This window comes from Mycobacterium sp. NPDC006124 (genome assembly GCF_040614235.1).
In the GTDB taxonomy this organism is placed as follows: Bacteria; Actinomycetota; Actinomycetes; order Mycobacteriales; family Mycobacteriaceae; genus Mycobacterium.
In genome coordinates this window covers 561,827-585,665 of record NZ_JBEXUA010000002.1, presented here as the reverse complement: position 1 = coordinate 585,665, position 23,839 = coordinate 561,827, and the positions used below count along the sequence as shown (strand labels likewise).

Sequence of the window (23,839 nt, the reverse complement as noted above, 5' to 3'; positions counted from 1 at the left end):
TCGACGCGGGACGCCCGTCCTGCGCACAATGCATGGCATGGCCGACACCCGTACCGCGTTGAGGATCTGCCCGTTCTGTGAAGCCACCTGCGGCCTCACCCTCGAGGTCGACGATCTCGCCCGCACGATCGTCGCCGCCCGCGGTGATCGCGACGACGTGTTCAGTGCCGGTTACATCTGCCCCAAGGGTGCGAGCTTCGGTGAACTCGACGGAGACCCCGACCGCCTGACCCGGCCGCTCATCCGGCGCGACGGCGAACTCGTCGAGGTGGGTTGGGATGAGGCCTTCGCCGCAGCGGCAGCCGGTCTGGGCGCCGTGCTGACCGAGCACGGTGGATCCTCGGTCGCGGTCTACGCCGGCAATCCGAACGCCCACACCATCGCCGGGGCCCTGTACGTGCCGTTGATCATTCGCGGTCTCGGCACGCGGCAGGTGTACTCGGCGAGCACCCTGGACCAGATGCCCAAGCACGTCGCGCTCGGGCTGCTGTTCGGCAATCCGGTGGCGTTCACGGTGCCCGACCTCGACCGCGCCGAATGCCTCGTCGTCATCGGCGCCAACCCGCTGGTGTCCAACGGCAGCATCGCGACCGCCGCGGACTTCGGCGGCAAGCTCAAGGCGCTCAAGAAGCGCGGCGGCCGTCTGACGGTGATCGACCCGGCGCGCACGCGCACCGCCGAACTGGCCGACCGACACGTGGCCCCGCGCCCCGGCACCGACGCCGCGCTGCTGTTCGCGATGGTGCACACGCTCTTCGACGAAGACCTCGTCGACCTTGCCCACCTGACCGACCTCGTCGAGGGGGTGGACGAGGTGCAGGCGCTGGCCAGGGAGTTCGCCCCCGAGCACGTCGCCGAGCACTGCGGTGTCGCCGCCGAGGAGATCCGCGCGGTGGCCAGGGAGATCGCCGAGGCGCGGGTCGCGGCGGTCTACGGCCGGATCGGCACCTCGACGGTGGAGTTCGGCACGATCGGCAGCTGGCTGGTCGACGTGCTGAACGTCTTGACGGGCAACCTCGACCGGCCCGGCGGGGTGATGTTCCCCCAGTCTCCGGTCGGACCGGCGCCGCGACCGCCGCGCCCCGGCCGCGGATTCCTGGTGGGCCGGTGGCACAGCCGGGTCTCCGGATTCCCCGAGGTGCTCTCCGAGATGCCGGTGACCGCATTGTCGGAGGAGCTGGAGACTCCGGGCGAGGGTCAGGTGAAGGCCGTGATCACCGTCGCCGGCAACCCGGTGCTCTCGGCTCCCGACGGAGCCCGGCTGAGCCGCGCGCTCGACGGCGTGGACTTCATGCTCAGCGTCGACCCCTATCTCAACGAGACGACGCGGCACGCCGACGTGATCCTGCCCCCGCCGCCGCCCTCGCGAAGCGCGCATTACGACATCGCGCTGGCCAACGCCGCGGTGCGCAACAACGCTCGCTACTCACCGCCGGTACTGCCGCTCGACGACGGCCAACCCGACGAGCCGGAGATCCTGTCCCGGCTGGCGTTGGCGATCGCCGGGCTCGGCCCAGACGCCGACCCGTCGCTGGTCGACGATCAGGTCATCGCGGCGACGCTGGGCAAGGAGGTGGCCGACCCGCACTCGCCGGTCGCGGGTCGCTCGATCGAGGAACTGACGGCGATGCTGCCGGCGGGACCGGGCTACCAACGGCGCCTGGACATGATGTTGCGGCTGGGCCCCTTCGGCGACGGCTTCGGCGCCACCCCCGGCGGATTGACGCTGCAGGCGCTCGAGGACGCCCCGCACGGCGTCGACCTCGGACCGCTCGGCCCACGCGTGCGGGAGGTGCTGCGCACCCCGTCGGGCAAGGTCGAGCTCGCCCCGGCCCCGCTGGTCGCCGACGTCGCCCGCCTGCGCGAGTCGGTGTCGGCGGCCCCCGGCGCGTCCGACGGCTACGTGCTCATCGGCCGGCGGCACCTGCGGTCCAACAACAGCTGGATGCACAACCTGCCCGCGCTGGCCGGCGGCACCAACCGGTGCACGCTGCAGATCCACCCGGACGACGCCACCGAGCTCGGCCTGACGACCGACGCCAGGATCAAGGGGCCCGGCGGCGAGCTGGTGGTTCCGGTCGAGGTGACCGACCGCATCCGCCGCGGGGTGGTGTCGCTGCCCCACGGCTGGGGTCATGACGTCGACGGCACCGCGCTGGCCGTGGCGGCGGGGCAGCCCGGCGTGAACGTCAACCAGCTCAACGACGGACTGACCGTCGACCCGCTCTCGGGCACGGCGGTGCTCAGCGGAATCCCGGTGCAGATCGCCGCGGTGGTCTGACGGGCTGGGGTCAGCCCAGCTCCCACACGACCGTGACGGCGAAGCCGACGGTCTGCTGGCCCGGTGACAGCGGTGCCGCGGCCGCCACGTCGTACCGCACCGGCGACGGCGGCGGGGGAGTCACACCGCCGGTCTCGGAGATGGACAGCACCCTTCCGAGGTCGAGACCAGAGAGCTGGGCGTACTGCTGAGCCCGGCTCTTGGCGTCGTCGAAGGCCCGGCCGCGCGCGTCCTTGACCAGCTGGGAGTCGTCCTCGATCGAGTACGTCACCGAGTTGATCCGGGTGGCGTCACCCCCGGTGGTGGTGATGACGCCGAGGACCTGCGGCCCGGTCTCGATCTTGCGCACCTTGACGTCGATCGAATTGCTGGACTGGTATCCGACGACGGTGGTGTTGTCGGCACCGCCGTACTGCGGCTGCAGCGTCACCGTCGTGGTGCTGATGTCCTTGCGGTCGACGCCCTGGCCGGCCACCGCGTCGGTCACCGCCGCCGCGCGGCTGCTGGTCTGGTTGGACGCACCGATCGCGTCGGGAGCCGTCGCGGCGATCGACAGGCTGATGACGAGGGTGTCGGGCGTGCCGTCGACCTTGCCCTCGCCGATCACGGTGACCTGCCTCGGGGCGGCCGTCCCCGGCACCGCCGCGGGAGCCGCGGTGGAGTCGCAGCCCACCACGGCCGCGGCGGTCAGCGCCGCCCCGGCGAGGAGGAGCAGTCGGGTCAGCGGCTTCGGCATGGCACGCACCCTACCGTTGCATCAGGCAGTCGCCAGGAACTCCAGCAGCGCGGCGTTGACCTCGGCCGGGCGTTCCTGCTGCAGCCAGTGACCAGCGCCCTCGACCAACACCTCCCGGTACGGTCCCGTCACCAGATCACCCACGCGGTCGCGTGGTGTCATCGCCAGCGCGGGGTCCGCGGTCCCGCCGACGAACAGCGTCGGCACGGCGATCGTCGGGGACGGGGTGGCCGCCGTCAGCTCCCAATTCCGGTCGAAGTTGCGATACCAGTTCAGCGCTCCGCTGAATCCGGTTCTGGTGAACTCGGCGACGTAGTGGTCGAGCTCCTCCGGGGTGATCCAGTCGGGCGGGCCGGCCGGCTCGGGCAGCCGCTCGATGAAGCCCTCCGGCCCGGGCGTGGCCATCCGGATGAAGACGTTGGTGTCGTCGGTCGAGCGCATGCCGCCCATCAGCCGCCGCATGGTCCGGGCCGGGTCGGCGGCCAGTTCGGCATCGGCGGGTCCCGGCTCCTGGAAGTACAGGATGTAGAAGAAGTTCTCGCCGAACGCGGCACGCCATGCCTGGGTCGGCGGCACCCGGGGGCGGGGTACGGGGGGCACGCTGATCGTCACGCACGCCGAGACCCGATCCGGGTGGAACAGCGGAAAGTTGGTCGCCACGACCGAACCCCAGTCGTGTCCGACGACGACGGCCGTTTCGGCGCCGACGTCGTCGAGCAACCCCGCGACGTCGCCGGTCAGCTTCACGACGTCGTAGTCCTCGATCGCCGTCGGCGCCGAGGAACCGCCGTAGCCGCGTTGGTCGGGGGCCAGCACGTGATACCCGGCGGCGGCCAGGGCCGGAATCTGGTGGCGCCACGAGAATGCCAGCTCGGGAAAGCCGTGCGCGAGCACGACGACGGGCGCCCCACGGTCACCGGCCTCGGTCACCCGCAGCGTCACGCCGTTGGTCCGTACGAGCCGCTGAGTCGGGGTGATCACCGGCTGAGCCAAGCACGAGACGTCGGGAACCGTCGATCGTTGGTCAAGCGGTAGCCTTGACGAACCCAACCTGTGCTTATCGGAAGGACGCGGCCCGCCCCGACTCAGCCCACGAGTCCCGCTGGCCTAAGACAACGAATGAACCGTAAGAACGTCATCCGCACCCTGACCGTCATAGCGGTCGTCCTGCTGCTCGGTTGGTCCTTCTACTACTTCAGTGACGACACCCGCGGTTACACGCCGGTCGACACCTCGGTGGCGGTCAGCCAGATCAACGGCGACAACGTGAATTCGGCCCAGATCGACGACCGCGAACAGCAGGTCCGCCTCGACCTGAAGAACGGCAACGGCGACACCGAGGGCAAGGACAAGATCATCACCAAGTACCCCACGGGGTACGGGGTCGACCTGTTCAACGCCCTGACGGCCAAGAACGTCAAGACGAACACCATGGTCAACCAGGGCAGCATCCTGGGGTCGTTGCTGATCTACCTGCTGCCCCTGCTGTTGCTGGTCGGTCTGTTCGTGATGTTCTCCCGCATGCAGGGTGGCGGCGGCCGGATGGGCTTCGGCTTCGGCAAGTCCAAGGCCAAGCAGCTCAACAAGGACCTGCCCAAGACCACCTTCGCCGACGTCGCCGGCGTCGACGAGGCGGTCGAGGAGCTCTACGAGATCAAGGACTTCCTGCAGAACCCGACGCGGTATCAGGCCCTCGGCGCCAAGATCCCCAAGGGCGTACTGCTCTACGGTCCGCCCGGAACCGGCAAGACGCTGCTGGCCCGCGCGGTCGCCGGCGAGGCCGGGGTGCCCTTCTTCACCATCTCCGGCTCGGACTTCGTCGAGATGTTCGTCGGCGTCGGCGCGTCCCGCGTTCGCGACATGTTCGAGCAGGCCAAGCAGAACAGCCCCTGCATCATCTTCGTCGACGAGATCGACGCCGTCGGCCGTCAGCGCGGCGCCGGGCTCGGCGGTGGGCACGACGAGCGCGAGCAGACCCTCAACCAGTTGCTGGTCGAGATGGACGGCTTCGGCGAGCGCCAGGGCGTCATCCTCATCGCCGCGACCAACCGTCCCGACATCCTCGACCCGGCGCTGCTGCGGCCGGGCCGCTTCGACCGGCAGATCCCGGTGTCCAACCCCGACATCGCGGGCCGGCGCGCGGTGCTGCGCGTGCACTCGGCGGGCAAGCCGATCGCCGAGGACGCGGATCTGGACGGGTTGGCCAAGCGCACCGTCGGAATGTCGGGTGCGGACCTCGCCAACGTGATCAACGAGGCCGCGCTGCTGACGGCCCGCGAGAACGGCACCGTCATCGCGGCCGCAGCCCTCGAGGAGGCGGTCGACCGCGTCGTCGGCGGCCCTCGCCGCAAGGGTCGCATCATCAGCGAGCACGAGAAGAAGATCACGGCCTACCACGAGGGTGGCCACACCCTCGCCGCCTGGGCGATGCCCGACATCGAGCCGATCTACAAGGTCACCATTCTGGCGCGCGGGCGCACCGGCGGTCACGCCGTCGCCGTGCCCGAGGACGACAAGGGCCTGATGACGCGCTCGGAGATGATCGCCCGACTGGTGTTCGCGATGGGCGGCCGGGCCGCCGAGGAGCTGATCTTCCGCGAGCCCACCACCGGAGCGTCCTCCGACATCGAACAGGCCACCAAGATCGCCCGCGCGATGGTCACCGAGTACGGCATGAGCTCCAAGCTCGGCGCCGTGCGTTACGGCACCGAACACGGCGACCCGTTCCTGGGCCGCTCGATGGGCACGCAGGCCGACTACAGCCACGAGGTCGCCCAGATCATCGACGACGAGGTGCGCAAGCTGATCGAGGCCGCGCACACCGAGGCGTGGGAGATCTTGACCGAGTACCGCGACGTCCTCGACGTGCTGGCCGGCGAACTCCTGGAGAAGGAGACCCTGCACCGCGCCGAGCTCGCGGCCATCTTCGCCGACGTGAAGAAGCGCCCGCGCCTGACGATGTTCGACGACTTCGGTGGCCGGGTGCCGTCGGAGAAGCCGCCGATCAAGACGCCTGGCGAGCTGGCCATCGAGCGCGGCGAGCCGTGGCCGCCGCCGATGAAGGAACCTGCCTTCAAGGCGGCGATCGCCGCCGCGAGCCGGGCGGCCGATGCCCAGAACGGCAATGCCCAGAACGGCACCGCCCAGAACGGCAACGGCAACAACGGCAACGGGTCGCACGGCGGACAGAACGGTTCGTCGGGCCCCGGCCAGAACGGCGCGCCCGGCGGGTCGACGCAGCCCAACTACGGGGCACCCGCCAACTGGCACGCCCCGGGCTGGCCGCCGCAGGGTCCCGGCCAGTACCCGCCGCCCCCTCCGCCGCCGGCCTGGGGTCCGCCACCGCAGCAGGGCGGCTACCAGCAGCCCTATCCGCAGCCATATCCTCCCTATCAGCCGTACCCCCAGCCGGGGGCGCCCGCACCGCACGGTGGTGGACAGGCGCCGCATCAGCAAGGCGACGCCGACGACTCCGACGGTGGACCTGCGAAGCCCTCGGCCAGCTGACCCGAAACGGAGCTTCGATGACTGCTGTCTCGTCCAACCCGCCTGCCTTCGTGCCGGCGACGTTCGACCAGGAACGCGCCGAGAACGCCGTTCGGGAGTTGCTGTACGCCGTCGGCGAGGACCCCACCCGGCACGGTCTGGTCGACACGCCGGCCCGCGTCGCGCGGGCCTACCGGGAGATGTTCGACGGGCTCTACTCCAATCCGGACGACGTGCTCAACACGACGTTCGACGAGCAGCACGACGAGTTGGTGCTGGTCAAGGACATCCCGATGTACTCGACGTGCGAACACCACCTGGTGTCCTTTCACGGTGTCGCGCACGTCGGCTACATCCCCGGCGCCGACGGCCGGGTGACGGGCCTGTCCAAGCTCGCCCGGGTCGTCGACCTGTACGCCAAGCGACCCCAGGTGCAGGAACGGCTGACCGGTCAGGTCGCCGACGCGCTGATGCGCAAGCTGGACCCCCGCGGCGTGATCGTGGTCATCGAGGCCGAGCACCTCTGCATGGCGATGCGCGGCATCCGCAAGCCGGGTGCCTCCACCACCACCTCGGCGGTCCGCGGCCAGTTCAAGACCGACGGCGCGTTGCGGTCCGAGGCGCTGGAACTCATCGTCCGCAAGTGACGGCCACCCGGGTGAAGGTGATGGGCGTCGTCAACGTCACCGACGACTCCTTCTCCGACGGCGGTCTGTACCTCGACCGTGACCGCGCGGTCGAGCACGGGCTGGCGTTGGCCGCCGCGGGCGCGGCGATCGTCGACGTCGGTGGCGAGTCGACCCGGCCGGGGGCGACTCGAGTCGACCCGGAGGTCGAGATCGCCAGGGTGGTCCCGGTGGTCAAGGCGCTCGGCGAGCAGGGCGTCACCGTCAGCATCGACACCATGCACGCCGCCGTGGCGCGCGCGGCGCTGGAGAACGGCGCCACGATCGTCAACGACGTCTCCGGTGGCCGGGCCGATCCCGACATGGCCCGGCTGGTCGCCGAGGCCGGCGTGCCCTGGATTCTCATGCACTGGCGTGCGGTGGACCCCGCCCGCCCGCACGACGTCCCGCCCTACGTCGACGTGGTCGCCGAGGTGCGCGGGGAGCTGATGGCCGCGGTGGACGCCGCCGTCGATGCCGGCGTGGATCCCGGCAAGCTGATCATCGATCCCGGTCTGGGTTTCGCCAAGTCCGCCGAGCACAACTGGACGTTGCTGGCGGCCCTGCCGGAATTCGTCGACGTCGGCCTGCCCGTGCTCGTCGGCGCGTCCAGGAAGCGTTTCCTCGGCGCACTCCTCGCCGACGACGCGGGAGAACTGCGGCCGCCCGGCGGCAGGGAGACCGCGACCGCGGTGATCTCGGCGCTGGCGATGATGCACGGCGCGTGGGGCGTCCGGGTCCACGACGTCGCCGCGACGGTCGACGCGCTCAAAGTCGTCGAGGCGTGGGAGACGGCGCCCACCTGGGAGGGCGAGACCGACCATGGCTGACCGAATCGAATTGCGCGGCTTGACAGTTCGTGGCAACCACGGCGTCTTCGACCACGAGCGTCGCGACGGCCAGGACTTCGTCGTCGACGTCACGGTCTGGATCGACCTCGCCGCCGCCGCGGCGAGTGACGACCTGGCCGACACCGTCGACTACGGCGGACTGGCTCGACTGGCGGCCGACGTGGTCGCAGGACCGCCCCGCAACCTGATCGAGACCGTGGCCGCCGAGATCGCCGACACCATCATGACCGACGAACGCCTGCACGCCGTCGAGGTGGTGGTGCACAAGCCCGACGCGCCCATCCCGCTGACCTTCGCCGACGTGGCGGTCGTGGCCCGCCGGTCGCGACGGGGTGGTCGGGCCGGTTCGGCGCCGTGACCCGCGTCGTCCTGTCCATCGGGTCGAACGTCGGCGACCGCCTCGCGCATCTGCAGTCCGTCGTCGACCGGCTCGGCTCGGCCGTGTGCGCCGTGTCGCCGGTGTACGAGACCGACGCCTGGGGCGGCGTCGAGCAGGGGCCGTTCCTCAACGCCGTAGTCGTCGCCTCCGATGCCGGGCTGGATTGCCGCGCCTGGCTGCGCCGCGGCCAGGAACTCGAACGAGCCGCTGATCGTACGCGCGAGATACATTGGGGTCCAAGGACACTCGACGTCGACCTCATCTCCTGCCACGACGGCGGCCAGGAGGTGGTCAGTGCCGACGAGGAGCTGACCCTGCCGCATCCGTACGCGCACCAGCGGGCCTTCGTCCTCGTGCCGTGGCTGGCCGCCGACTCGGCGGCGACGCTGACGGTCGACGGCACCGCGCGTCCAGTCGGCGAGGTGCTCGCCGGCCTCGATCCCGCCGAGCGCGACGGCGTGCGGCCCGTCGCCGACGTCCTGGAGCGCTGATGGGCCCCACCCGCAAACGGGACCTGACGATCGCGGTGGTGCTCCTGACACTGCTGGGTTACGTGGTGACGTCGCGGACGTTAGGATCGTTCCCGCCGATCACGGTGCTGACCGGGGTGTCGCTGCTCGTGCTGGCCGTCGCGGTGGCCGGCTGGGCGTTCTACGTGCGGAGCAAGATCGGCGACGGCAAGGTCGGCGTCGGACCCGGCCGGGTGCACCCGCTGGCCGTGGCGCGCGGGGTGATGATCGCGAAGGCCTCGGCGTGGGTCGGTGCGCTCGTGCTGGGGTGGTGGTTGGGCGTCAGCGCCTTCTTCATTCCGAAACGCAGCGTCCTGCGGGTCGCCGCCGAGGGCTCCACGGGTGCCGTGGTGGCCGCCGCGAGTGCGCTGGCCCTGGTGGTCGCGGCCCTCTGGCTCGAGCATTGCTGCAAGTCACCCGACGAGCCCTCCGAGGACGCCGACGGTGTGCCCGGTTAGCTCGTCTGTGCATCTGACCAGGCGAATCGCCGACGCGGTCGGTACGCGATGAGGGCCGTCGCAGGTACAGTCGGCCCATGACCGAACCGACTCGTGGGGTCCGCGCGCGACGCGGAAACCGCAGGCCGGGCTCGTTGCTGCTGACGGCTTTGCTGGTGCTTGCCATCGTGTCGAGTTCGGCGCTGGTGTTCACCGACAAGGTCGCCCTGCTGAAGCTTGCCGTGATCGTCGCACTGTGGGCCGCGGTGGTCGGAGCCTTCGTGTCGTTCATCTACCGCCGCCAGGCCGACCTCGACCAAGCCAAGTCCCGGGACCTGAAGTTGGTCTACGACCTCCAACTCGACCGGGAGATCTCGGCGCGCCGCGAATACGAACTCTCCATCGAGACCCAGCTGCGCCGGGAACTCGCCTCGGAGTTGCAGGCCCAGACCTCCGACGAGGTGGCCAGCCTGCGCGCCGAACTCGCGGCGCTGCGCGCGAACCTCGAGATCATCTTCGACACCGACCTGCAGAGCCGGCCGGCACTGGAGACCGAACGCACGACCGTGCACCACTTCGGAGACTGGGACGCCGTGCCCCAGGCATCGCCGCAGCGCGACGACCGCGGCTTCGGGCCCGGCCGGGTGATCAGCAGCCGCATCGACGCCCACGACGACGACCACCCCGTCGACGTCGCCGCCGACTTCGACAGCGATCCGAACACCGAGGAAAGCCCGATCATCGACGTGCCGGTGGAGCCTCAGCCCGACGGCGACGAATGGGCCCCGCTGACCCCGGGGGGAGCCCACCGACTGGCCTCCGAGCAGGGCCGGGCCGACGCCGGCTGGCGTCCGCCACCGCCCGTGGACGAACCCCGGCCGGAAGTTCGGACGGAGGGACGGCGCAGAGCGCCGGAACCCGTGCCGCCCCCGCCCCAGGAGACCCGGTTGCCGTGGATGCCCGTCGAGCCTTCACCGGTTCGGGAACCCGCGGACTCGGGCTGGCGACCCGCCCCCGCGCAGGGACAGTTCATCCCCGCCGGTGTTCCGGGCAGCAACTGGACCTCACCGGTGACCGGCGACGACGTCGCCGAGCCCCGTCAGCCGGAGCCCGTCACGCTACCCCCGCCCCCGCCGCCCGCATCCCCGCCGACGCCGACGCCGCCACCACCGATGATGTCGCCGCCCCCGACCGAGGCCGCCAGGCCGGGCCGGCACTACACGGTCGAGACGGCCGCGGAGTCGGCGCGTCGCGCCCGTCACGCGGCCGCCGCGGAGGACGCCGACTCGGCCCGCCGCACGCCGCCGACCCTGGCCACGCCGGCCCCGCCGTCACCCGAGGCCCCGGACGCGCCGGTGCCACGACACCGCGGCGGCGAGGACGACGAGGAACCCGCTGGCCAGCACATCGGCGGCCAGCCGGTCTCGGAACTGATGGCCCGTTTGCAGGCCGGCACCACCGGAGGCGGCCGTCGCAGGCGCCGCGACGAGTGAGCTAGTCTCGACGCTCACAACCACTAGCCTGCGAGGTCGTCTGCGATGGTGCAGCCCGACGGACTGCGTCCGGCCCGGCTCACGGTGGGCGTCATCTCCGCCGGCCGGGTGGGCACCGCCCTGGGTGTCGCCCTGGAACGGGCCGAACACGTCGTCGTCGCCTGCAGTGCCATCTCGCGCGCCTCCCGGCAGCGCGCCGAACGGCGGTTGCCCGACACCCAGGTGCTGCCGGTCCAGGACGTCGCCGCCCAGGCCGAGCTGCTGATCCTGGCCATCCCCGACGTCGAACTGGCCGGGGTGGTCGCCGGTCTCGCCGCCACCGGTTCGGTACGCCCGGGCACCATCGTCGTGCACACCTCCGGTGCCAACGGCATCGGCGTGCTGGCTCCGTTGAGCGAGCGCGGATGCATCCCGTTGGCCATTCATCCGGCGATGACGTTCACCGGATCCGACGAGGACCTGGCCCGGCTCTCCGGCGCGTGCTTTGGCATCACCGCAGCCGACGACGTCGGGTACGCGGTGGCGCAGTCGCTGGTCCTGGAGGTCGGCGGCGAACCGTTCGGCGTCCCCGAGGAGGCCAGAGCGCTCTATCACGCAGCCCTGGCCCACGGTGGCAACCACGTCGTCACCGTGGTGCTCGACGCGGTGGAGGCATTGCGCTCGGCGCTGCGGGGACAGGAACTGCTCGGCCAGGAGGCCATCGGCGACGCACCGGGTGGCATCGCCGAGCGGGTGCTGGCCCCGCTGGCGCGGGCGTCGCTGGAGAATGCGCTGCAACGCGGTCAGTCCGCGCTCACCGGGCCGGTGGCGCGCGGTGACGCCGCCGCGGTCACCGCCCATCTGCGGGCCCTCGACGCCGTGAATCCTCAACTGGCCGAGGCCTACCGGACCAACTCACTGCGCACGGCCCAGCGCGCACACGCCCCGGCCGAGGTGTTCGCCGCCCTGACTGGCCAGCCGAACGAAGGGGGTCGCCCGTGAGCGCCCAGAGGCCGCCGAAGTTCACCGCCGGTGAGCTCAACCTCTACGCCAAGGTCGGCGACGTCGCCGGTGTGACCCGCGCGCTGCGGGCCACCGGTCGCCGTGTCGTGCTGGTGCCCACGATGGGAGCGCTGCACGAGGGGCATCTGACGCTGGTGCGGACGGCCCGACGCGTGCCCGGTGCGGTCGTCGTCGTGTCCATCTTCGTCAACCCCCTGCAGTTCGGCGCGGGCGAGGACCTCGACGCGTATCCCCGCACCCTCGACGACGACGTGGCGCTCCTGAGAGCCGAGGGCGTCGAGATCGTGTTCGCGCCGAGTGCCGCCGACATGTATCCCCACGGCCAGCGGACGACGGTTCACCCCGGACCGCTCGGCGCCGAGCTCGAAGGCGCCTCTCGCCCAACGCACTTCGCGGGCATGCTCACCGTCGTGCTGAAGCTTCTGCAGATCGTCCGGCCGGACCGGGCGTTCTTCGGCGAGAAGGACTATCAGCAGCTGGTGCTGATCCGGCAGATGTCGGACGACTTCGACCTCGACGTGAAGATCGTCGGGGTGCCCATCGTGCGGGAGGCCGACGGTCTGGCGATGTCCTCGCGCAACCGCTACCTCGACGACGAGGAACGCGAGCAGGCCGGCGCACTGTCGGCGGCGTTGCTCGCGGGGATGTACGCCGCCTCGCGCGGCGCGGAGGGCGCGTTGGACGCCGCGCGCGCCGTGCTCGACGAGGTGCCTTCGCTGGAGGTCGACTACCTCGAGCTCAGGGATCCGTGGCTCGGGCCGGCGCCGGCGGAGGGCGCGGCGCGCATGCTGGTTGCGGCTCGGCTGGGTCGCACGCGGTTGCTGGACAACATCGCCGTCGACGTGGGCGCGTCGGCGGGCGTCGACGGGCACCCCCGCGTCGAGTCGGGTCTCGGCCGCGAACTGCCGTGGAGGAACTAGCGCCGTGTTGCTCGCGATCGACGTCCGCAACACCCACACCGTCGTCGGGCTGATCTCGGGGTCGGGCGACCACGCCAAGGTCGTGCAGCACTGGCGAATCCGCACCGAGGCCGAGGTGACCGCCGACGAGCTGGCCCTGACGATCGACGGTCTGATCGGTGACGACGCCGAACGGCTGACCGGTGCGACCGGGTTGTCGACCGTGCCGTCGGTGCTTCACGAGATCCGCGTGATGCTCGACCAGTACTGGTCGTCGGTGCCGCACGTGCTCATCGAACCGGGCGTGCGGACCGGCATCCCGCTGCTGGTCGACAATCCGAAGGAAGTCGGTGCCGACCGCATCGTCAACTGCCTCGCCGCCTACCAGAAGTACGCCAGCGCGGCGATCGTCGTCGACTTCGGCTCGTCGATCTGCGTGGACGTGGTGTCGGCCAAGGGCGAGTTCCTGGGTGGGGCCATCGCCCCGGGCATCCAGGTGTCCTCGGACGCCGCAGCCGCCCGGTCGGCCGCGCTGCGGCGGGTGGAGCTGACCCGGCCCCGATCGGTGATCGGCAAGAACACCGTGGAGTGCATGCAGGCCGGTGCGGTGTTCGGCTTCGCGGGCCTGGTCGACGGTCTGGTCGACCGGGTTCGCCGCGACGTCGACGGGTTCGCCGGCGACGACGTCGCGGTGGTGGCGACCGGGCACACCGCCCCGCTGTTGCTGCCCGACCTTCACACGGTGGCGCACTATGACCAGCACCTCACCCTCGAGGGTCTGCGCCTGGTGTTCGAGCGCAACCAGAACGACGGCCGGGGCAAGCTTCGCAACGCCCGTTAGACCCGACTCTGCCGAACCCGACTCGCCACGTCCTCCTGTTGACGAGTGGCCTGCACGGGAGAATCATGTGTTGCGCATCGCAGTTTAGTTGCGCACCATGCAACAGTCGGAGGAAATCTTGGCAGCCCCCAAGGTCGTCGTCATCGGTGCGGGAATCGTCGGAGGCTCCCTGGCCGACGAACTCACCGCACGCGGCTGGACCGACGTCACCGTCGTCGACCGAGGTCCCCTGTTCACCACCGGCGGGTCGACCTCGCACGCCCCCGGCCTGGTGTTCCAGACCAACCCGTCGAAGACCATGTCGGAGTTCGCGAAGTACACGGTCGCCAAGTTCGGCGCCCTCGAACACGCGGGTGGATGGGCCTTCAACCCCACCGGCGGTCTCGAGGTCGCGTCCACGCCAGAGCGCTGGGCCGACCTGCACCGCAAGGCCGGCTGGGCGCAATCGTGGGGAATCCCCGGCGAGCTGCTGACCGCGGCCCAGTGCGCGCAGATGCACCCCCTGCTCGACGCCGACCGCATCCTCGGCGGGTTCCACACGCCCACCGATGGTCTGGTCAAGGCAGTCCGTGCCGTCGAGGCGCAGGCGCTCGCGGCGACCGCCCGCGGGGCCACGTTCCGGCCGAACACCGAAGTGCTCGGCATCGTCAACGACGGCCGCAAGGTGACCGGCGTCCGGACCGCCGACGGCGTCATCCCCGCCGACGTCGTGGTGTGCTGCGCCGGATTCTGGGGCGCGCGGCTGGCCAAACAGGTCGGGCTCGTCGTGCCACTGGTCCCGATGGCGCACCAGTACGCGATGACCGGTCGCATCGAACCGCTCGTCGGCCGCAACACCGAAGCCGCCGAGGCCGGGCTGCCGATCCTGCGGCATCAGGATCAGGACCTCTACTTCCGCGAGCACGTCGACCGGATCGGCATCGGCTACTACGGACACCAGCCGATGCCCGTGGATCTGGCGACCCTGGACGCCGACACCGCCGGTGAGCAGATGCCGTCGATGCTGCCCTTCACCGAGGACGACTTCGTCCCGGCGTGGCGAGAATCCACGAAACTGCCTCCCGTCCTGGGTGATTCGAAGGTCGAGCAGGGCTTCAACGGCATCTTCTCGTTCACCCCCGACGGCTTCTCCATCATGGGTGAGCACCGCGAGCTGAGCGGCTTCTGGGTCGCCGAGGCCGTGTGGGTGACGCACTCGGCCGGGGTCGCCAAGGCCACGGCGGAATGGATCATCGACGGGGCCCCGTCCACCGACGTGCACGAGTGCGACCTCTACCGCTTCGAAGACGTCGCCAAGACCGACGACTTCATCATGGCGACCAGCTCGCAGGCGTTCGTCGAGGTGTACGACATCATCCATCCGCACCAGTTCCGCGAGGCGCTCCGCGGGCTGCGAACCAGTCCCTTCTACTCGCGTCAGCAAGAGCTCGGCGCGTTCTTCTTCGAGGGCGGCGGCTGGGAGCGGCCCGCCTGGTACGAGGCCAACGGCGAACTGGCACTGCGACTTCGCGACGAGGGGCTCGCCTTCCCCGAGCGTGACGAGTGGTCGGCGAAGTTCTGGTCGCCGATCTCCATCGCCGAGGCCCACTGGACCCGCCACCACGTCGCCATGTACGACATGACGCCGCTGACCCGCTACGAGGTCGCCGGCCGCGGCGCCGCGGACCTGCTGCAGCGACTCACCACCAACAACGTCGACAAGAGCGTCGGCTCGGTCACCTACACGCTGATGCTCGACGAGACCGGAGGCGTCCGAAGCGATCTCACCGTCGCCCGGCTGGCCGCCGACCGCTTCCAGGTCGGCGCCAACGGTCCGATGGACTTCGACTGGATCAGCCGCCACCTGCCCGACGACGGTTCGGTGACCGTCCGCGACATCACGGGCGGCACGTGCTGCGTCGGGCTGTGGGGGCCTGCCGCCCGCGACGTGGCCCAACCCCTCTGCGACGACGACCTCTCCCACGAGGGCAACAAGTACTTCCGGGCGCTGCGCACCCACCTCGGCGCCATCCCGGTGACCATGATGCGGGTGTCCTACGTCGGCGAACTCGGCTGGGAGATCTACGCCGACGCCGCGTACGGGGCAGCGCTGTGGGACCTGTTGTGGATCGCCGGGCAGGAGCACGGCGTCATCGCCGCCGGCCGAATCGCGTTCAACGGCCTACGCATCGAGAAGGCCTACCGCTCGTGGGGCACCGACATGACGGCCGAACACCTTCCAGCCGCGGCAGGTCTGGACTTCGCGGTGCGGATGACCAAGGACGACTTCGTCGGCAAGGCCGCGCTGGAGGCGGCGGCGCCACCGCAGAAGGCGCTGCGCAGCATCGTCTTCCACGATCCGACGGCCGTGGTGCTCGGCAAGGAGCCGGTGTTCCTCGACGGCACCGCGGAATGTGCCGGCTACGTCACCAGCGCGGCCTACTCGGCGACGGTCGGGCGCTGCATCGCCTACGCGTGGCTGCCCGCCACGACCGCGCCGGGTGACGTGGTCGCCGTCGACTACCGCGGCAGCCGCTACGGCGCGACGGTTCACGCCGAGCCGGTGGTGGATCCCGAGATGACGCGCATCAAGCGATGAGCAGAGGAAAGCGATGACCACGATCGACAATCCGCCGGCACTGCTGGCGACCCTGGCCGGCGAGTTCTACACCAGCCCGAGGATCTTCGCCGCCGAGCAGGACGAGATATTCGAGAAGCTCTGGTTCTGCGCGGTGCGTTCCGGCGACCTGCCCAACCCGGGCCAATTCAAGAAGGTCCAGGTGGGCCGCGAGAGCGTCCTGGTGGTTCGCGGCAAGGACGGCGCCCTGCGGGCGTTCCTGAACGTGTGCCGCCACCGAGGGGCCGCACTGTGCACCGAGTCCGAGGGTCAGGTCAAGCGCAGCCTGCAGTGTCCGTACCACGCCTGGACCTACGCGCTGGACGGCAAGCTGATCGCCGCACCCAACCTGGCGTCGCTCAAGGACGCCTCTGGCGAGGGCATCGACAGGTACGCCTACGGCCTGGTGTCCGTCGCGCTCGAGGAGTGGCTCGGCTACGCGTGGGTCTGCCTGGCCGACGACCCGCCGTCGTTCGCCGACGACGTGGTCGGCGAGGTGACCCGCCGCCTCGGCGACGCGAGCGCGATCGACCATTACGACGTCGCGAGTCTGAGCGTCGGCCGCCGGGTGGTCTACGACGTGGCGGCCAATTGGAAGCTCATCGTCGAGAACTTCATGGAGTGCTACCACTGCGCGACGATCCACCCGGAGCTCACCGAGGTGCTCCCGGAGTTCGCCCAGGGCCTCGCAGCTCAGTACTACGTAGGCCATGGTGCCGAATTCGGTTCGGAGATAGCCGGTTTCACCATCGACGGGAGTGCGGGCTTCGAGAATCTCCCCGGGGTCACCGAGGATCAGGAACGCCGCTACTACGCCATCACCATCAGGCCGACGGTGTTCGTCAACCTGGTGCCCGACCACATCATCTTCCACCGGATGTACCCGCTCGCCCCCGACCGCACCATCGTCGAGTGCGACTGGCTCTACACCGCCGACGTGGTGGCCGAGGGCCGCGACGTCTCCCGTTCGGTCGCGCTGTTCCACCGGGTCAACGAGCAGGACTTCGCGGCGTGTGAGCGCACCCAGCCCGCCATGTCGTCGCGGGCGTACCGCCACGGCGGCGTACTCGTTCCTTCCGAACATCACATCGCGGAGTTCCACGAGTGGGTAGTGTCCCGAATCGGCGACGGAGCCGCTCCGGCGGCGACATCAGGCTGGCGCCCGACGCCAACGACGCGAGGTGACACGTGAACGGTGAGCCCGACCTCTACGTCGGTGGGCAGTGGCGGCACGCCTCGGACGCAGGCACCCGCGAGATCGTCAACCCGGCCGACGGCAGCGTCACCGCCGTGGTCGACGAGGCGACCGCCGCCGACGCCCTCGACGCCGTGGCGGCGGCCCGCGCGACGTTCGACGACGGGGCGTGGCCGGCGACGCCGGTCGCCGAACGGGCCGCGTTGCTGATGCGGATCGCCGACCTGCTGCAGCGCGACCGGGAGGAGCTCTCGCTGCTGGAGACCCGCGACACCGGAAAGACGTTGGCGGAGAGCCGGATCGACATCGACGACGTCACGTCGGTGTTCCAGTACTACGCCAAGCTCGTCGGCGTGCAGGCCGACCGGCTCGTCGACGTCGGCGACCCGGCCGTCATCAGCCGCGTCGTGCGCGAGCCCATCGGGGTGTGCGTGCTCATCGCCCCGTGGAACTACCCGCTGCTGCAGATGTCGTGGAAGATCGCCCCGGCGTTGGGTGCGGGATGCACGATGGTCGCCAAGCCCAGCGAGGTCACGCCGCTGTCGACGATCGCCTTCGTGCATCTGCTGGAGGAAGCGGGTGTGCCCGCCGGCGTCGTCAACCTCGTCCAGGGCAGCGGCGCCACCCTTGGCGCCGCCCTGACGGACAACGGCGACGTCGACTTCATCTCGTTCACCGGCGGACTGGCCACGGGGCGCACCATCTCCAAGACCGCCGCCGACCACGTCACCAAGGTGGCCGTCGAACTCGGCGGCAAGAACCCGCACCTCGTGTTCGCCGACATCGGCACCGGGGACGCGTGGAACGCCGCCGTCGACCAGGTGCTGACGGGGGTGTTCCTGCACTCCGGTCAGGTCTGCTCGGCCGGTACCCGGCTGATCGTCGAGGAGTCGATCGCCGACGACTTCGTCGCCGAGTTGGTCACCCGGGCCGAGAAGATCCGGATGGGCGACGGCATGGACCCGGTCAGCGAGACCGGTCCGCTGGTCTCCGAGCAGCACCGCGCCAAGGTCGAGGCCCATGTGGCCTCGGCGATCGCCGAGGGCGCCAAGCTCGTCACCGGCGGCGCCAGACCGTCGGATCCGGCGCTGGCAGCCGGAAGTTTCTATCTGCCTACGATCTTCGACCAGTGCGACCGGTCGATGGGCATCGTTCGGGACGAGACCTTCGGACCGATCCTGACCGTGGAGCGGTTCACTACCGAAGCCGAGGCCATCACCCTCGGCAACGACACGGAGTACGGTCTCGCGGCGGGCGTGCGCACGTCCGACCCGGCGCGAGGCGAACGTGTGGTGCGCGCGTTGAGGCACGGCACGGTGTGGTTGAACGACTTCGGCTACTACACCGCGGCTGCGGAGTGGGGCGGGTTCGGGAAGTCGGGCAACGGCCGGGAGCTCGGTCCCACCGGGCTCGCGGAATATCAAGAGCTCAAGCATATTTGGCACAACACCGCACCAAAGCCCGCAGGTTGGTTCAAGGGCGAATGACCGGGCCCAGGCGGCAAGCTCGCGACGAAAGGCTCCCCCATGGCAGTTGACCCGCAGGCTCCGAGCGTCGACAGCGGCGGCTTGGACGACTTCGGCTACAAGGAATCCCTGGACCGAAGCATCGGCAAGTTCGCCAGCTTCGCGGCCGGGGTCAGCTACATCTCGATCCTCACCGGCACCTTCCAGCTGTTCTACTTCGGCTTCAGCAGCGCGGGCCCGGCCTACCTGTGGTCGTGGCCCATCGTGTTCGTCGGCCAGATGGCCGTCGCGCTGTGCTTCATGGAACTGGCCGCGAAGTACCCCGTCGCCGGGTCGGTCTACAACTGGTCCAAGAAGCTGGGCAGCAAGATCGTCGGGTGGTCCTCTGGCTGGCTGATGCTGACCGCGTCGATCGTCACCATCTCGGCGGTGGTATTGGCCTACCAGCTCAACCTGCCCAGGCTCTGGAGCGGATTCCAGATCATCGGCGACGGTAGTACCCCCGCGTCGTTCGCGGGCAACGCCGTGCTGCTCGGCACGATTTTGATCGCGTTCACCACGGTCGTCAACGCCCTCGGCGTCAAGCTCATGGCGATGATCAACAGCGCGGGCGTGTTCATCGAGCTGATCGCCGCCGTGCTGATCGCGATCATCCTGGCGTGCAGCACCACCCGTGGTCCCGGGGTGTTCTTCCAGACCAACGGTTACGGGGCCGGGCTGCCGGGCGGCTATCTCGGGGCGTTCCTGATCGCCTCTCTGGCATCGGGTTACGTGATGTACGGCTTCGACACGGCCAGCTCGCTCGGTGAGGAGACCGTCGAGCCGCGACGCACTGCGCCCAAGGCCATCCTGCGTGCCATCCTCGCCTCCTTCGTCATCGGTGGCGCGATCCTGGTGTTCGCCGTGATGTCGGCACCGGACCTGAACGATCCCAAGATCGGCGAGAGCAGCGGCGGTCTGCAGTACATCGTCGAGCAGGTCATGTGGGGACCACTGGGCAAGGTGTTCCTGGTCTGCATCGTCGTCGCGGTGACGGTCTGTACCCTCGCCGTGCACACCGCGGCCATCCGGCTGACGTTCGCCATGGCACGCGACAACGCACTTCCGTTCGGCGAGAAGCTCGCTCGCGTCAATCCCAAGACCCAGACGCCGATCATCCCGGCCGTCGTGATCGGCGTGATCGCGGCGATCATCCTGGTGATCAACATCGGCCAGCCGAAGATCTTCACGGTGCTGACCTCGATCGCGATCATCATGATCTACCTGGCCTACCTGATGGTCACCGGCCCGATGCTCAAGAAGCGGTTCCAGGGACAGTGGCCGCCGCCCGATCTGAAGGCAGGCGGTTACTTCACCATGGGCAAGTGGGGCATGCCGGTCAACATCCTCGCGGTGGTGTGGGGCATCGGGATGGCGCTCAACCTCGCCTGGCCGCGCGTCGCCGTGTACGGCGACCCCTGGTACAACACCTGGGGCGCGTTCGTCTACATCGGCGTGATCCTCGGTGCCGGTCTGCTGTGGTACGCAATCAAGGGCCGCAACCACATTGGCACCCTCGAGTCCCATGCCGCCGCGACGAAGTCGGACGCCGATCCCGACGACCTGGTGTCGGGGCAGGCCTGATGGCAGACGCGGGCACCTTCGACTACGTCATCGCCGGTGGGGGAACGGCCGGCTGCGTGCTGGCCGCCCGGCTGTCCGAGGATCCCGACGTGACGGTGTGCCTGGTCGAGGCCGGGCCCACCGACGTCGGCAACGACGACATCCTGCCCCTGGCGAAGTGGATGCACCTGCTCGACTCCGGGTATGACTGGGACTACCCGGTCGAACCGCAGGAGAAGGGCAACAGTTTCATGCGGCACGCCCGTGCCAAGGTGCTCGGCGGCTGCTCGTCGCACAACTCGTGCATCGCGTTCCATCCACCCGCCGAGTGTCTCGACGAGTGGGTCGAGATGGGCTGCACGGGTTGGGATTCCGCCACCATCCTCCCACTGGTCAAGCGCTTGGAGACCAACGACGCACCGGGTGACCACGGACACGACGGCCCGGTGCGCCTGGCCGACGTCCCGCCGAACGACCCGTGTGGCACCGCCGTGCTCGACGCGGCGGCGCTGGCCGGCTTACCGACGGTGGCCTTCAACCGCGGCGAGACGGTGCGCAACGGCGCGGGCTGGTTCCAGATCAACGTCGGCGCCGACGGCACCCGGATGTCGACCTCGCACGCCTACCTGCATCCAATCCTCGACTCCCGCAAGAACCTCGAGGTCCGCACCGACTGCTGGGTCTCGGAGATCCTCTTCGACGACGCCAATGGGGCCACCGGCGTGCGCTACCAGCGGCCGGACCTCACGGGCTACGACACGGTGACCGCACGCCGCGAGGTGATCGTCACCGCCGGATCGATCGACACGCCGAAGTTGTTGATGCTCTCCGGTATTGGTCCCGCCGAGCATCTTCGCGAGATCGGCGTCCCGGTCCGCGTGGACTCGCCGGGGGTGGGCTCGAACCTCGACGACCACGTCGAGGGCCTGGTGTTCTGGGAAGCCGCCAAGCCGATGGTGACCACCTCGACGCAGTGGTGGGAGATCGGGCTGTTCACCACCGTCGACGAGGGAACCGCCCAGCCCGACCTGATGATGCACTACGGCAGCGTGCCGTTCGACATGAACACGCTGCGGCGTGGTTACCCGACGACGGACAACGGATTCTGCCTGACCCCCAACGTGACCCAGGGCCGCTCGCGGGGCACGGTCCGGCTGCGCAGCCTGGACTACCGGGACCGGCCGCGCGTCGACCCCCGCTACTTCACCGACCCGGAGGGCTACGACGAGCGCATCATGCTGACCGGTCTGCGCCTGGCCCGCACCATCGCCGACCAGGCGCCGCTCAAGGCGTGGATCGCCCGGGAGTTGGCCCCGGGGCCCGACGCGACCACCGACGACGAGTTGCTCGACTACGTGCACCAGACGCACAACACGGTCTACCACCCGGCGGCGACCGCCCGGATGGGCGCGGTGGACGACCCGATGGCCGTGCTCGATCCGCAGCTGCGGGTCAAGGGCGTGTCGCGGTTGCGGGTCGTCGACGCGTCGGCCATGCCGAAACTGCCTGCGGTGAACCCCAACATCACCGTGATGACCATGGCCGAGAAGTGCGCGGACCTGATCCGGGGGACCTGACCCAGTTCCTCGGCGAACACACGCCGTTCCAGTCGGCCACGGCCGACGAACTGGCCGACCTGGCGGCGGGTTCGGTGTCCGTCTCCTTCGCCACCGGTGCGGTGGTGGCCGACTACTCGGCGCAGGTGCCCGGTGAGGTGTGGATGGTGCGCACCGGTCGCGTGGCGCTGCAAGCCGCCGACGGCGCCGGGGTCGACGTCGTCGAGCCCGGCGGCATCTTCGGGTACACGCCGCTGCTCACCGGGGGCGGCATGGAATTCGTCGCGCGGGCTTCGGAGCCCAGCACGCTGATCCGGCTGCCCGGTGAGCTCGTGCGGACCCAGTTCGCCACCCCGGCGGGGCTGGCGTTCCTGGCGTCCTCGGCCTGGAGCACCGACGCGCGCGCCCGCCCCGCCCTGGTGCCCGTCGCCGACAGCAGACCGGTCGGCGAGCTGGTGCACGGCGAGGTGCTCATCGTCGCGCCCGAGGTCTCGGTGCGCGAGGCCGTCGTCCGCATGACCGAACACCGCGTGTCGTATGCGCTGATTCCGTTGCCGGACGGGGAGTTCGGCATCTTCACCGACCGGGACCTGCGCACCCGCGTCGTCGCCGCGGGGCTCTCGGTGGAGGTGCCGATCACCCGGGTGATGAGCGCGCCGGCCCGCCGGGTGACCGCCGACCTCACCGCCGAGACCGTGCTGATGTCGATGCTGGAGAGCGGGCTTCGCCACATGCCGGTCACCTCGGCGCGCGGAGGGGTGATCGGCGTCCTGGAGGACGCCGATCTGCTCGCCGCCTCCGCGCGACAGAGCTTCACGCTGCGGCGCTCGATCGGTGTGGCGGCGACCGCCGACGAACTGCAGGCCGCCGCCCAGCGCGTCACCCACACCGCCAGCACACTGTTCCGCAGCGGGACCAAGGCGGCCGCGACCAGCGGCATCCTGTCCATCGTGATCGACAGCGTGGTGCGCCGGGCGCTGGAACTCGCTCTCGCCGAAGCTAACTCCGGTGCCGCCACCCCGACGTCGGGCTTCGCCTGGCTGACGCTGGGCAGCATCGCCAGACGTGAGGCCATGCCGTCCTCCGACGTCGACAGCGCGCTGTCATGGCGCGACGACCGGTCGACGTCGGCCGACGGATGGCGGGCCGTCGCCCGGCGCACCCACGCCATCCTCGACGGCTGCGGCTTGCCGTCGGACAGCAACGGCGCCGTCGCCTGGAGTCCGAACTTCTCGCGCTCCCAGGGTGATTGGTCGCGCGCAGCCCGCGGCTGGCTGGAGGATCCGCTGGCCGGCAAGGGGCTCATCATGTCGTCGCTGCTGCTGGACGGCCGGGTGGTGTGGGGGGAGCCCGAGCTGCACGCGGTTCCGGCGGCCTACCGCAGGATGCGTGCCGAACATCCAAATGCATTGCGGCTGCAACTGCTCGACGCACTGTCCGGGCGGGTGCGGGCCCGGTCGTTACGCGACGTGCTGTCCCGCCGGGGCGGCACGTTCGACCTGAAGAGCCACGCCGTGACCCCGATCGTCAACCTGGCGCGGTGGGGTGGTCTCGTCGGGGACGTCGCATCCGCGTCGACGCCGACCCGGCTGGCTGCGGCCGCGGCGTGCGGGGCGCTCAGCGAGCGGGACGCCGAGACCCTCGGTGAGGTGTTCGTGATGCTGCAGCGGTTGCGGATGACCCACCAGGTCGAGCAACTCTCCGTCGGGCACAGTCCCGGCGACGTCATCACGATGTCCGAGCTGTCGCCGCTGAACCGCAGCCTGCTCAACGACGGACTACGCGAGATCGGTGCCGTGCAGCGACGTGTCGGCAACTTCGGAATCCCCGCCGTATAGGGTCGAA

General features: G+C 70.1%; 19 protein-coding genes. 17 read left to right on the top strand and 2 right to left on the bottom strand.

Going from position 1 to position 23,839, the window contains the following annotated elements; translation table 11 throughout:
- Nucleotides 1-37 precede the first annotated feature (37 nt).
- The gene (locus ABZ195_RS06625; protein WP_355215954.1) at nucleotides 38-2,281 is read left to right on the top strand and encodes a molybdopterin-dependent oxidoreductase; all 2,244 of its coding nucleotides are present in this window, start codon (nucleotides 38-40) and stop codon (nucleotides 2,279-2,281) included.
- A 10-nt stretch (nucleotides 2,282-2,291) separates the two neighbouring features.
- On the opposite strand, the gene ABZ195_RS06620 is transcribed toward ABZ195_RS06625, so the two are convergent.
- Together ABZ195_RS06620 and ABZ195_RS06615 are read right to left on the bottom strand one after the other, a co-directional pair.
- Nucleotides 2,292-3,017 (bottom strand): SIMPL domain-containing protein, encoded by a 726-nt coding sequence (locus tag ABZ195_RS06620; RefSeq protein WP_355215952.1) that lies wholly within the window; start codon nucleotides 3,015-3,017, stop codon nucleotides 2,292-2,294.
- Nucleotides 3,018-3,038: 21 nt separating this feature from the next.
- Entirely contained in the window at nucleotides 3,039-3,998 is a 960-nt protein-coding gene (locus ABZ195_RS06615) for an alpha/beta hydrolase (RefSeq protein WP_355215950.1), read from the bottom strand.
- Nucleotides 3,999-4,136: 138 nt separating this feature from the next.
- Here ABZ195_RS06615 and ftsH point away from each other — a divergent pair, with 138 nt between their 5' ends.
- From ftsH to ABZ195_RS06535, 16 genes are all read left to right on the top strand, one after another.
- Complete coding sequence (ftsH, locus tag ABZ195_RS06610) at nucleotides 4,137-6,524, top strand: ATP-dependent zinc metalloprotease FtsH (protein ID WP_355215948.1); 2,388 nt, start codon at nucleotides 4,137-4,139, stop codon at nucleotides 6,522-6,524.
- A gap of 17 nt (nucleotides 6,525-6,541) precedes the next feature.
- Nucleotides 6,542-7,150, top strand: a complete 609-nt coding sequence (gene folE, locus ABZ195_RS06605) for a GTP cyclohydrolase I FolE (protein ID WP_355215946.1) — start codon at nucleotides 6,542-6,544, stop codon at nucleotides 7,148-7,150.
- Entirely contained in the window at nucleotides 7,147-7,998 is an 852-nt protein-coding gene (gene folP / locus ABZ195_RS06600; protein ID WP_355215945.1) for a dihydropteroate synthase, read from the top strand. The genes folE and folP overlap by 4 nt, the downstream gene beginning before the upstream one ends.
- Entirely contained in the window at nucleotides 7,991-8,377 is a 387-nt protein-coding gene (folB, locus tag ABZ195_RS06595) for a dihydroneopterin aldolase (protein ID WP_355215943.1), read from the top strand. The genes folP and folB overlap by 8 nt, the downstream gene beginning before the upstream one ends.
- A complete protein-coding gene (gene folK, locus ABZ195_RS06590; RefSeq protein WP_355215941.1) occupies nucleotides 8,374-8,889 on the top strand; it encodes a 2-amino-4-hydroxy-6-hydroxymethyldihydropteridine diphosphokinase in 516 nt (171 codons plus the stop codon). The genes folB and folK overlap by 4 nt, the downstream gene beginning before the upstream one ends.
- Nucleotides 8,889-9,365 (top strand): DUF3180 domain-containing protein, encoded by a 477-nt coding sequence (locus tag ABZ195_RS06585; RefSeq protein ID WP_355215939.1) that lies wholly within the window; start codon nucleotides 8,889-8,891, stop codon nucleotides 9,363-9,365. Before folK ends, ABZ195_RS06585 begins: the two co-directional genes overlap by 1 nt.
- 77 nt (nucleotides 9,366-9,442) lie before the next feature.
- Nucleotides 9,443-10,837, top strand: coding sequence for a DUF6779 domain-containing protein (locus tag ABZ195_RS06580; protein WP_355215937.1), 1,395 nt, complete (start codon nucleotides 9,443-9,445; stop codon nucleotides 10,835-10,837).
- Between the two features lie 45 nt (nucleotides 10,838-10,882).
- Nucleotides 10,883-11,818, top strand: coding sequence for a DUF2520 domain-containing protein (locus tag ABZ195_RS06575; RefSeq protein ID WP_355215935.1), 936 nt, complete (start codon nucleotides 10,883-10,885; stop codon nucleotides 11,816-11,818).
- Nucleotides 11,815-12,759: a pantoate--beta-alanine ligase gene (gene panC, locus ABZ195_RS06570; protein ID WP_355215934.1), complete on the top strand. Its 945-nt coding sequence runs from the start codon at nucleotides 11,815-11,817 to the stop codon at nucleotides 12,757-12,759. Before ABZ195_RS06575 ends, panC begins: the two co-directional genes overlap by 4 nt.
- 4 nt (nucleotides 12,760-12,763) lie before the next feature.
- Nucleotides 12,764-13,579, top strand: a complete 816-nt coding sequence (locus ABZ195_RS06565; protein WP_355215932.1) for a type III pantothenate kinase — start codon at nucleotides 12,764-12,766, stop codon at nucleotides 13,577-13,579.
- Between the two features lie 97 nt (nucleotides 13,580-13,676).
- Nucleotides 13,677-16,157, top strand: coding sequence for an FAD-dependent oxidoreductase (locus ABZ195_RS06560; protein ID WP_355215930.1), 2,481 nt, complete (start codon nucleotides 13,677-13,679; stop codon nucleotides 16,155-16,157).
- Between the two features lie 13 nt (nucleotides 16,158-16,170).
- A complete protein-coding gene (locus ABZ195_RS06555; protein WP_355215928.1) occupies nucleotides 16,171-17,367 on the top strand; it encodes an aromatic ring-hydroxylating dioxygenase subunit alpha in 1,197 nt (398 codons plus the stop codon).
- The gene (locus ABZ195_RS06550; protein WP_355215926.1) at nucleotides 17,364-18,857 is read left to right on the top strand and encodes an aldehyde dehydrogenase family protein; all 1,494 of its coding nucleotides are present in this window, start codon (nucleotides 17,364-17,366) and stop codon (nucleotides 18,855-18,857) included. The genes ABZ195_RS06555 and ABZ195_RS06550 overlap by 4 nt, the downstream gene beginning before the upstream one ends.
- Nucleotides 18,858-18,896: 39 nt before the next feature.
- Entirely contained in the window at nucleotides 18,897-20,459 is a 1,563-nt protein-coding gene (locus tag ABZ195_RS06545) for an amino acid permease (protein ID WP_355215925.1), read from the top strand.
- Nucleotides 20,459-22,015 (top strand): GMC oxidoreductase, encoded by a 1,557-nt coding sequence (locus ABZ195_RS06540; protein WP_355215923.1) that lies wholly within the window; start codon nucleotides 20,459-20,461, stop codon nucleotides 22,013-22,015. Before ABZ195_RS06545 ends, ABZ195_RS06540 begins: the two co-directional genes overlap by 1 nt.
- The gene (locus tag ABZ195_RS06535; RefSeq protein WP_355215921.1) at nucleotides 21,988-23,832 is read left to right on the top strand and encodes a putative nucleotidyltransferase substrate binding domain-containing protein; all 1,845 of its coding nucleotides are present in this window, start codon (nucleotides 21,988-21,990) and stop codon (nucleotides 23,830-23,832) included. Before ABZ195_RS06540 ends, ABZ195_RS06535 begins: the two co-directional genes overlap by 28 nt.
- Nucleotides 23,833-23,839: the final 7 nt, after the last annotated feature.

What these genes read in the sequence shown, in the direction of transcription:
- ABZ195_RS06580 (WP_355215937.1), top strand. Translation starts at nt 9,443, where the DNA reads ATGACCGAACCGACTCGTGGGGTCCGCGCGCGACGCGGAAACCGCAGG.
- ABZ195_RS06575 (WP_355215935.1), top strand. Translation starts at nt 10,883, where the DNA reads ATGGTGCAGCCCGACGGACTGCGTCCGGCCCGGCTCACGGTGGGCGTC.
- ftsH (WP_355215948.1), top strand. Translation starts at nt 4,137, where the DNA reads ATGAACCGTAAGAACGTCATCCGCACCCTGACCGTCATAGCGGTCGTC.
- ABZ195_RS06560 (WP_355215930.1), top strand. Translation starts at nt 13,677, where the DNA reads ATGCAACAGTCGGAGGAAATCTTGGCAGCCCCCAAGGTCGTCGTCATC.
- ABZ195_RS06620 (WP_355215952.1), bottom strand. Translation starts at nt 3,017, where the DNA reads ATGCCGAAGCCGCTGACCCGACTGCTCCTCCTCGCCGGGGCGGCGCTG.
- ABZ195_RS06555 (WP_355215928.1), top strand. Translation starts at nt 16,171, where the DNA reads ATGACCACGATCGACAATCCGCCGGCACTGCTGGCGACCCTGGCCGGC.
- folB (WP_355215943.1), top strand. Translation starts at nt 7,991, where the DNA reads ATGGCTGACCGAATCGAATTGCGCGGCTTGACAGTTCGTGGCAACCAC.
- folE (WP_355215946.1), top strand. Translation starts at nt 6,542, where the DNA reads ATGACTGCTGTCTCGTCCAACCCGCCTGCCTTCGTGCCGGCGACGTTC.
- ABZ195_RS06625 (WP_355215954.1), top strand. Translation starts at nt 38, where the DNA reads ATGGCCGACACCCGTACCGCGTTGAGGATCTGCCCGTTCTGTGAAGCC.
- ABZ195_RS06540 (WP_355215923.1), top strand. Translation starts at nt 20,459, where the DNA reads ATGGCAGACGCGGGCACCTTCGACTACGTCATCGCCGGTGGGGGAACG.
- ABZ195_RS06545 (WP_355215925.1), top strand. Translation starts at nt 18,897, where the DNA reads ATGGCAGTTGACCCGCAGGCTCCGAGCGTCGACAGCGGCGGCTTGGAC.
- ABZ195_RS06585 (WP_355215939.1), top strand. Translation starts at nt 8,889, where the DNA reads ATGGGCCCCACCCGCAAACGGGACCTGACGATCGCGGTGGTGCTCCTG.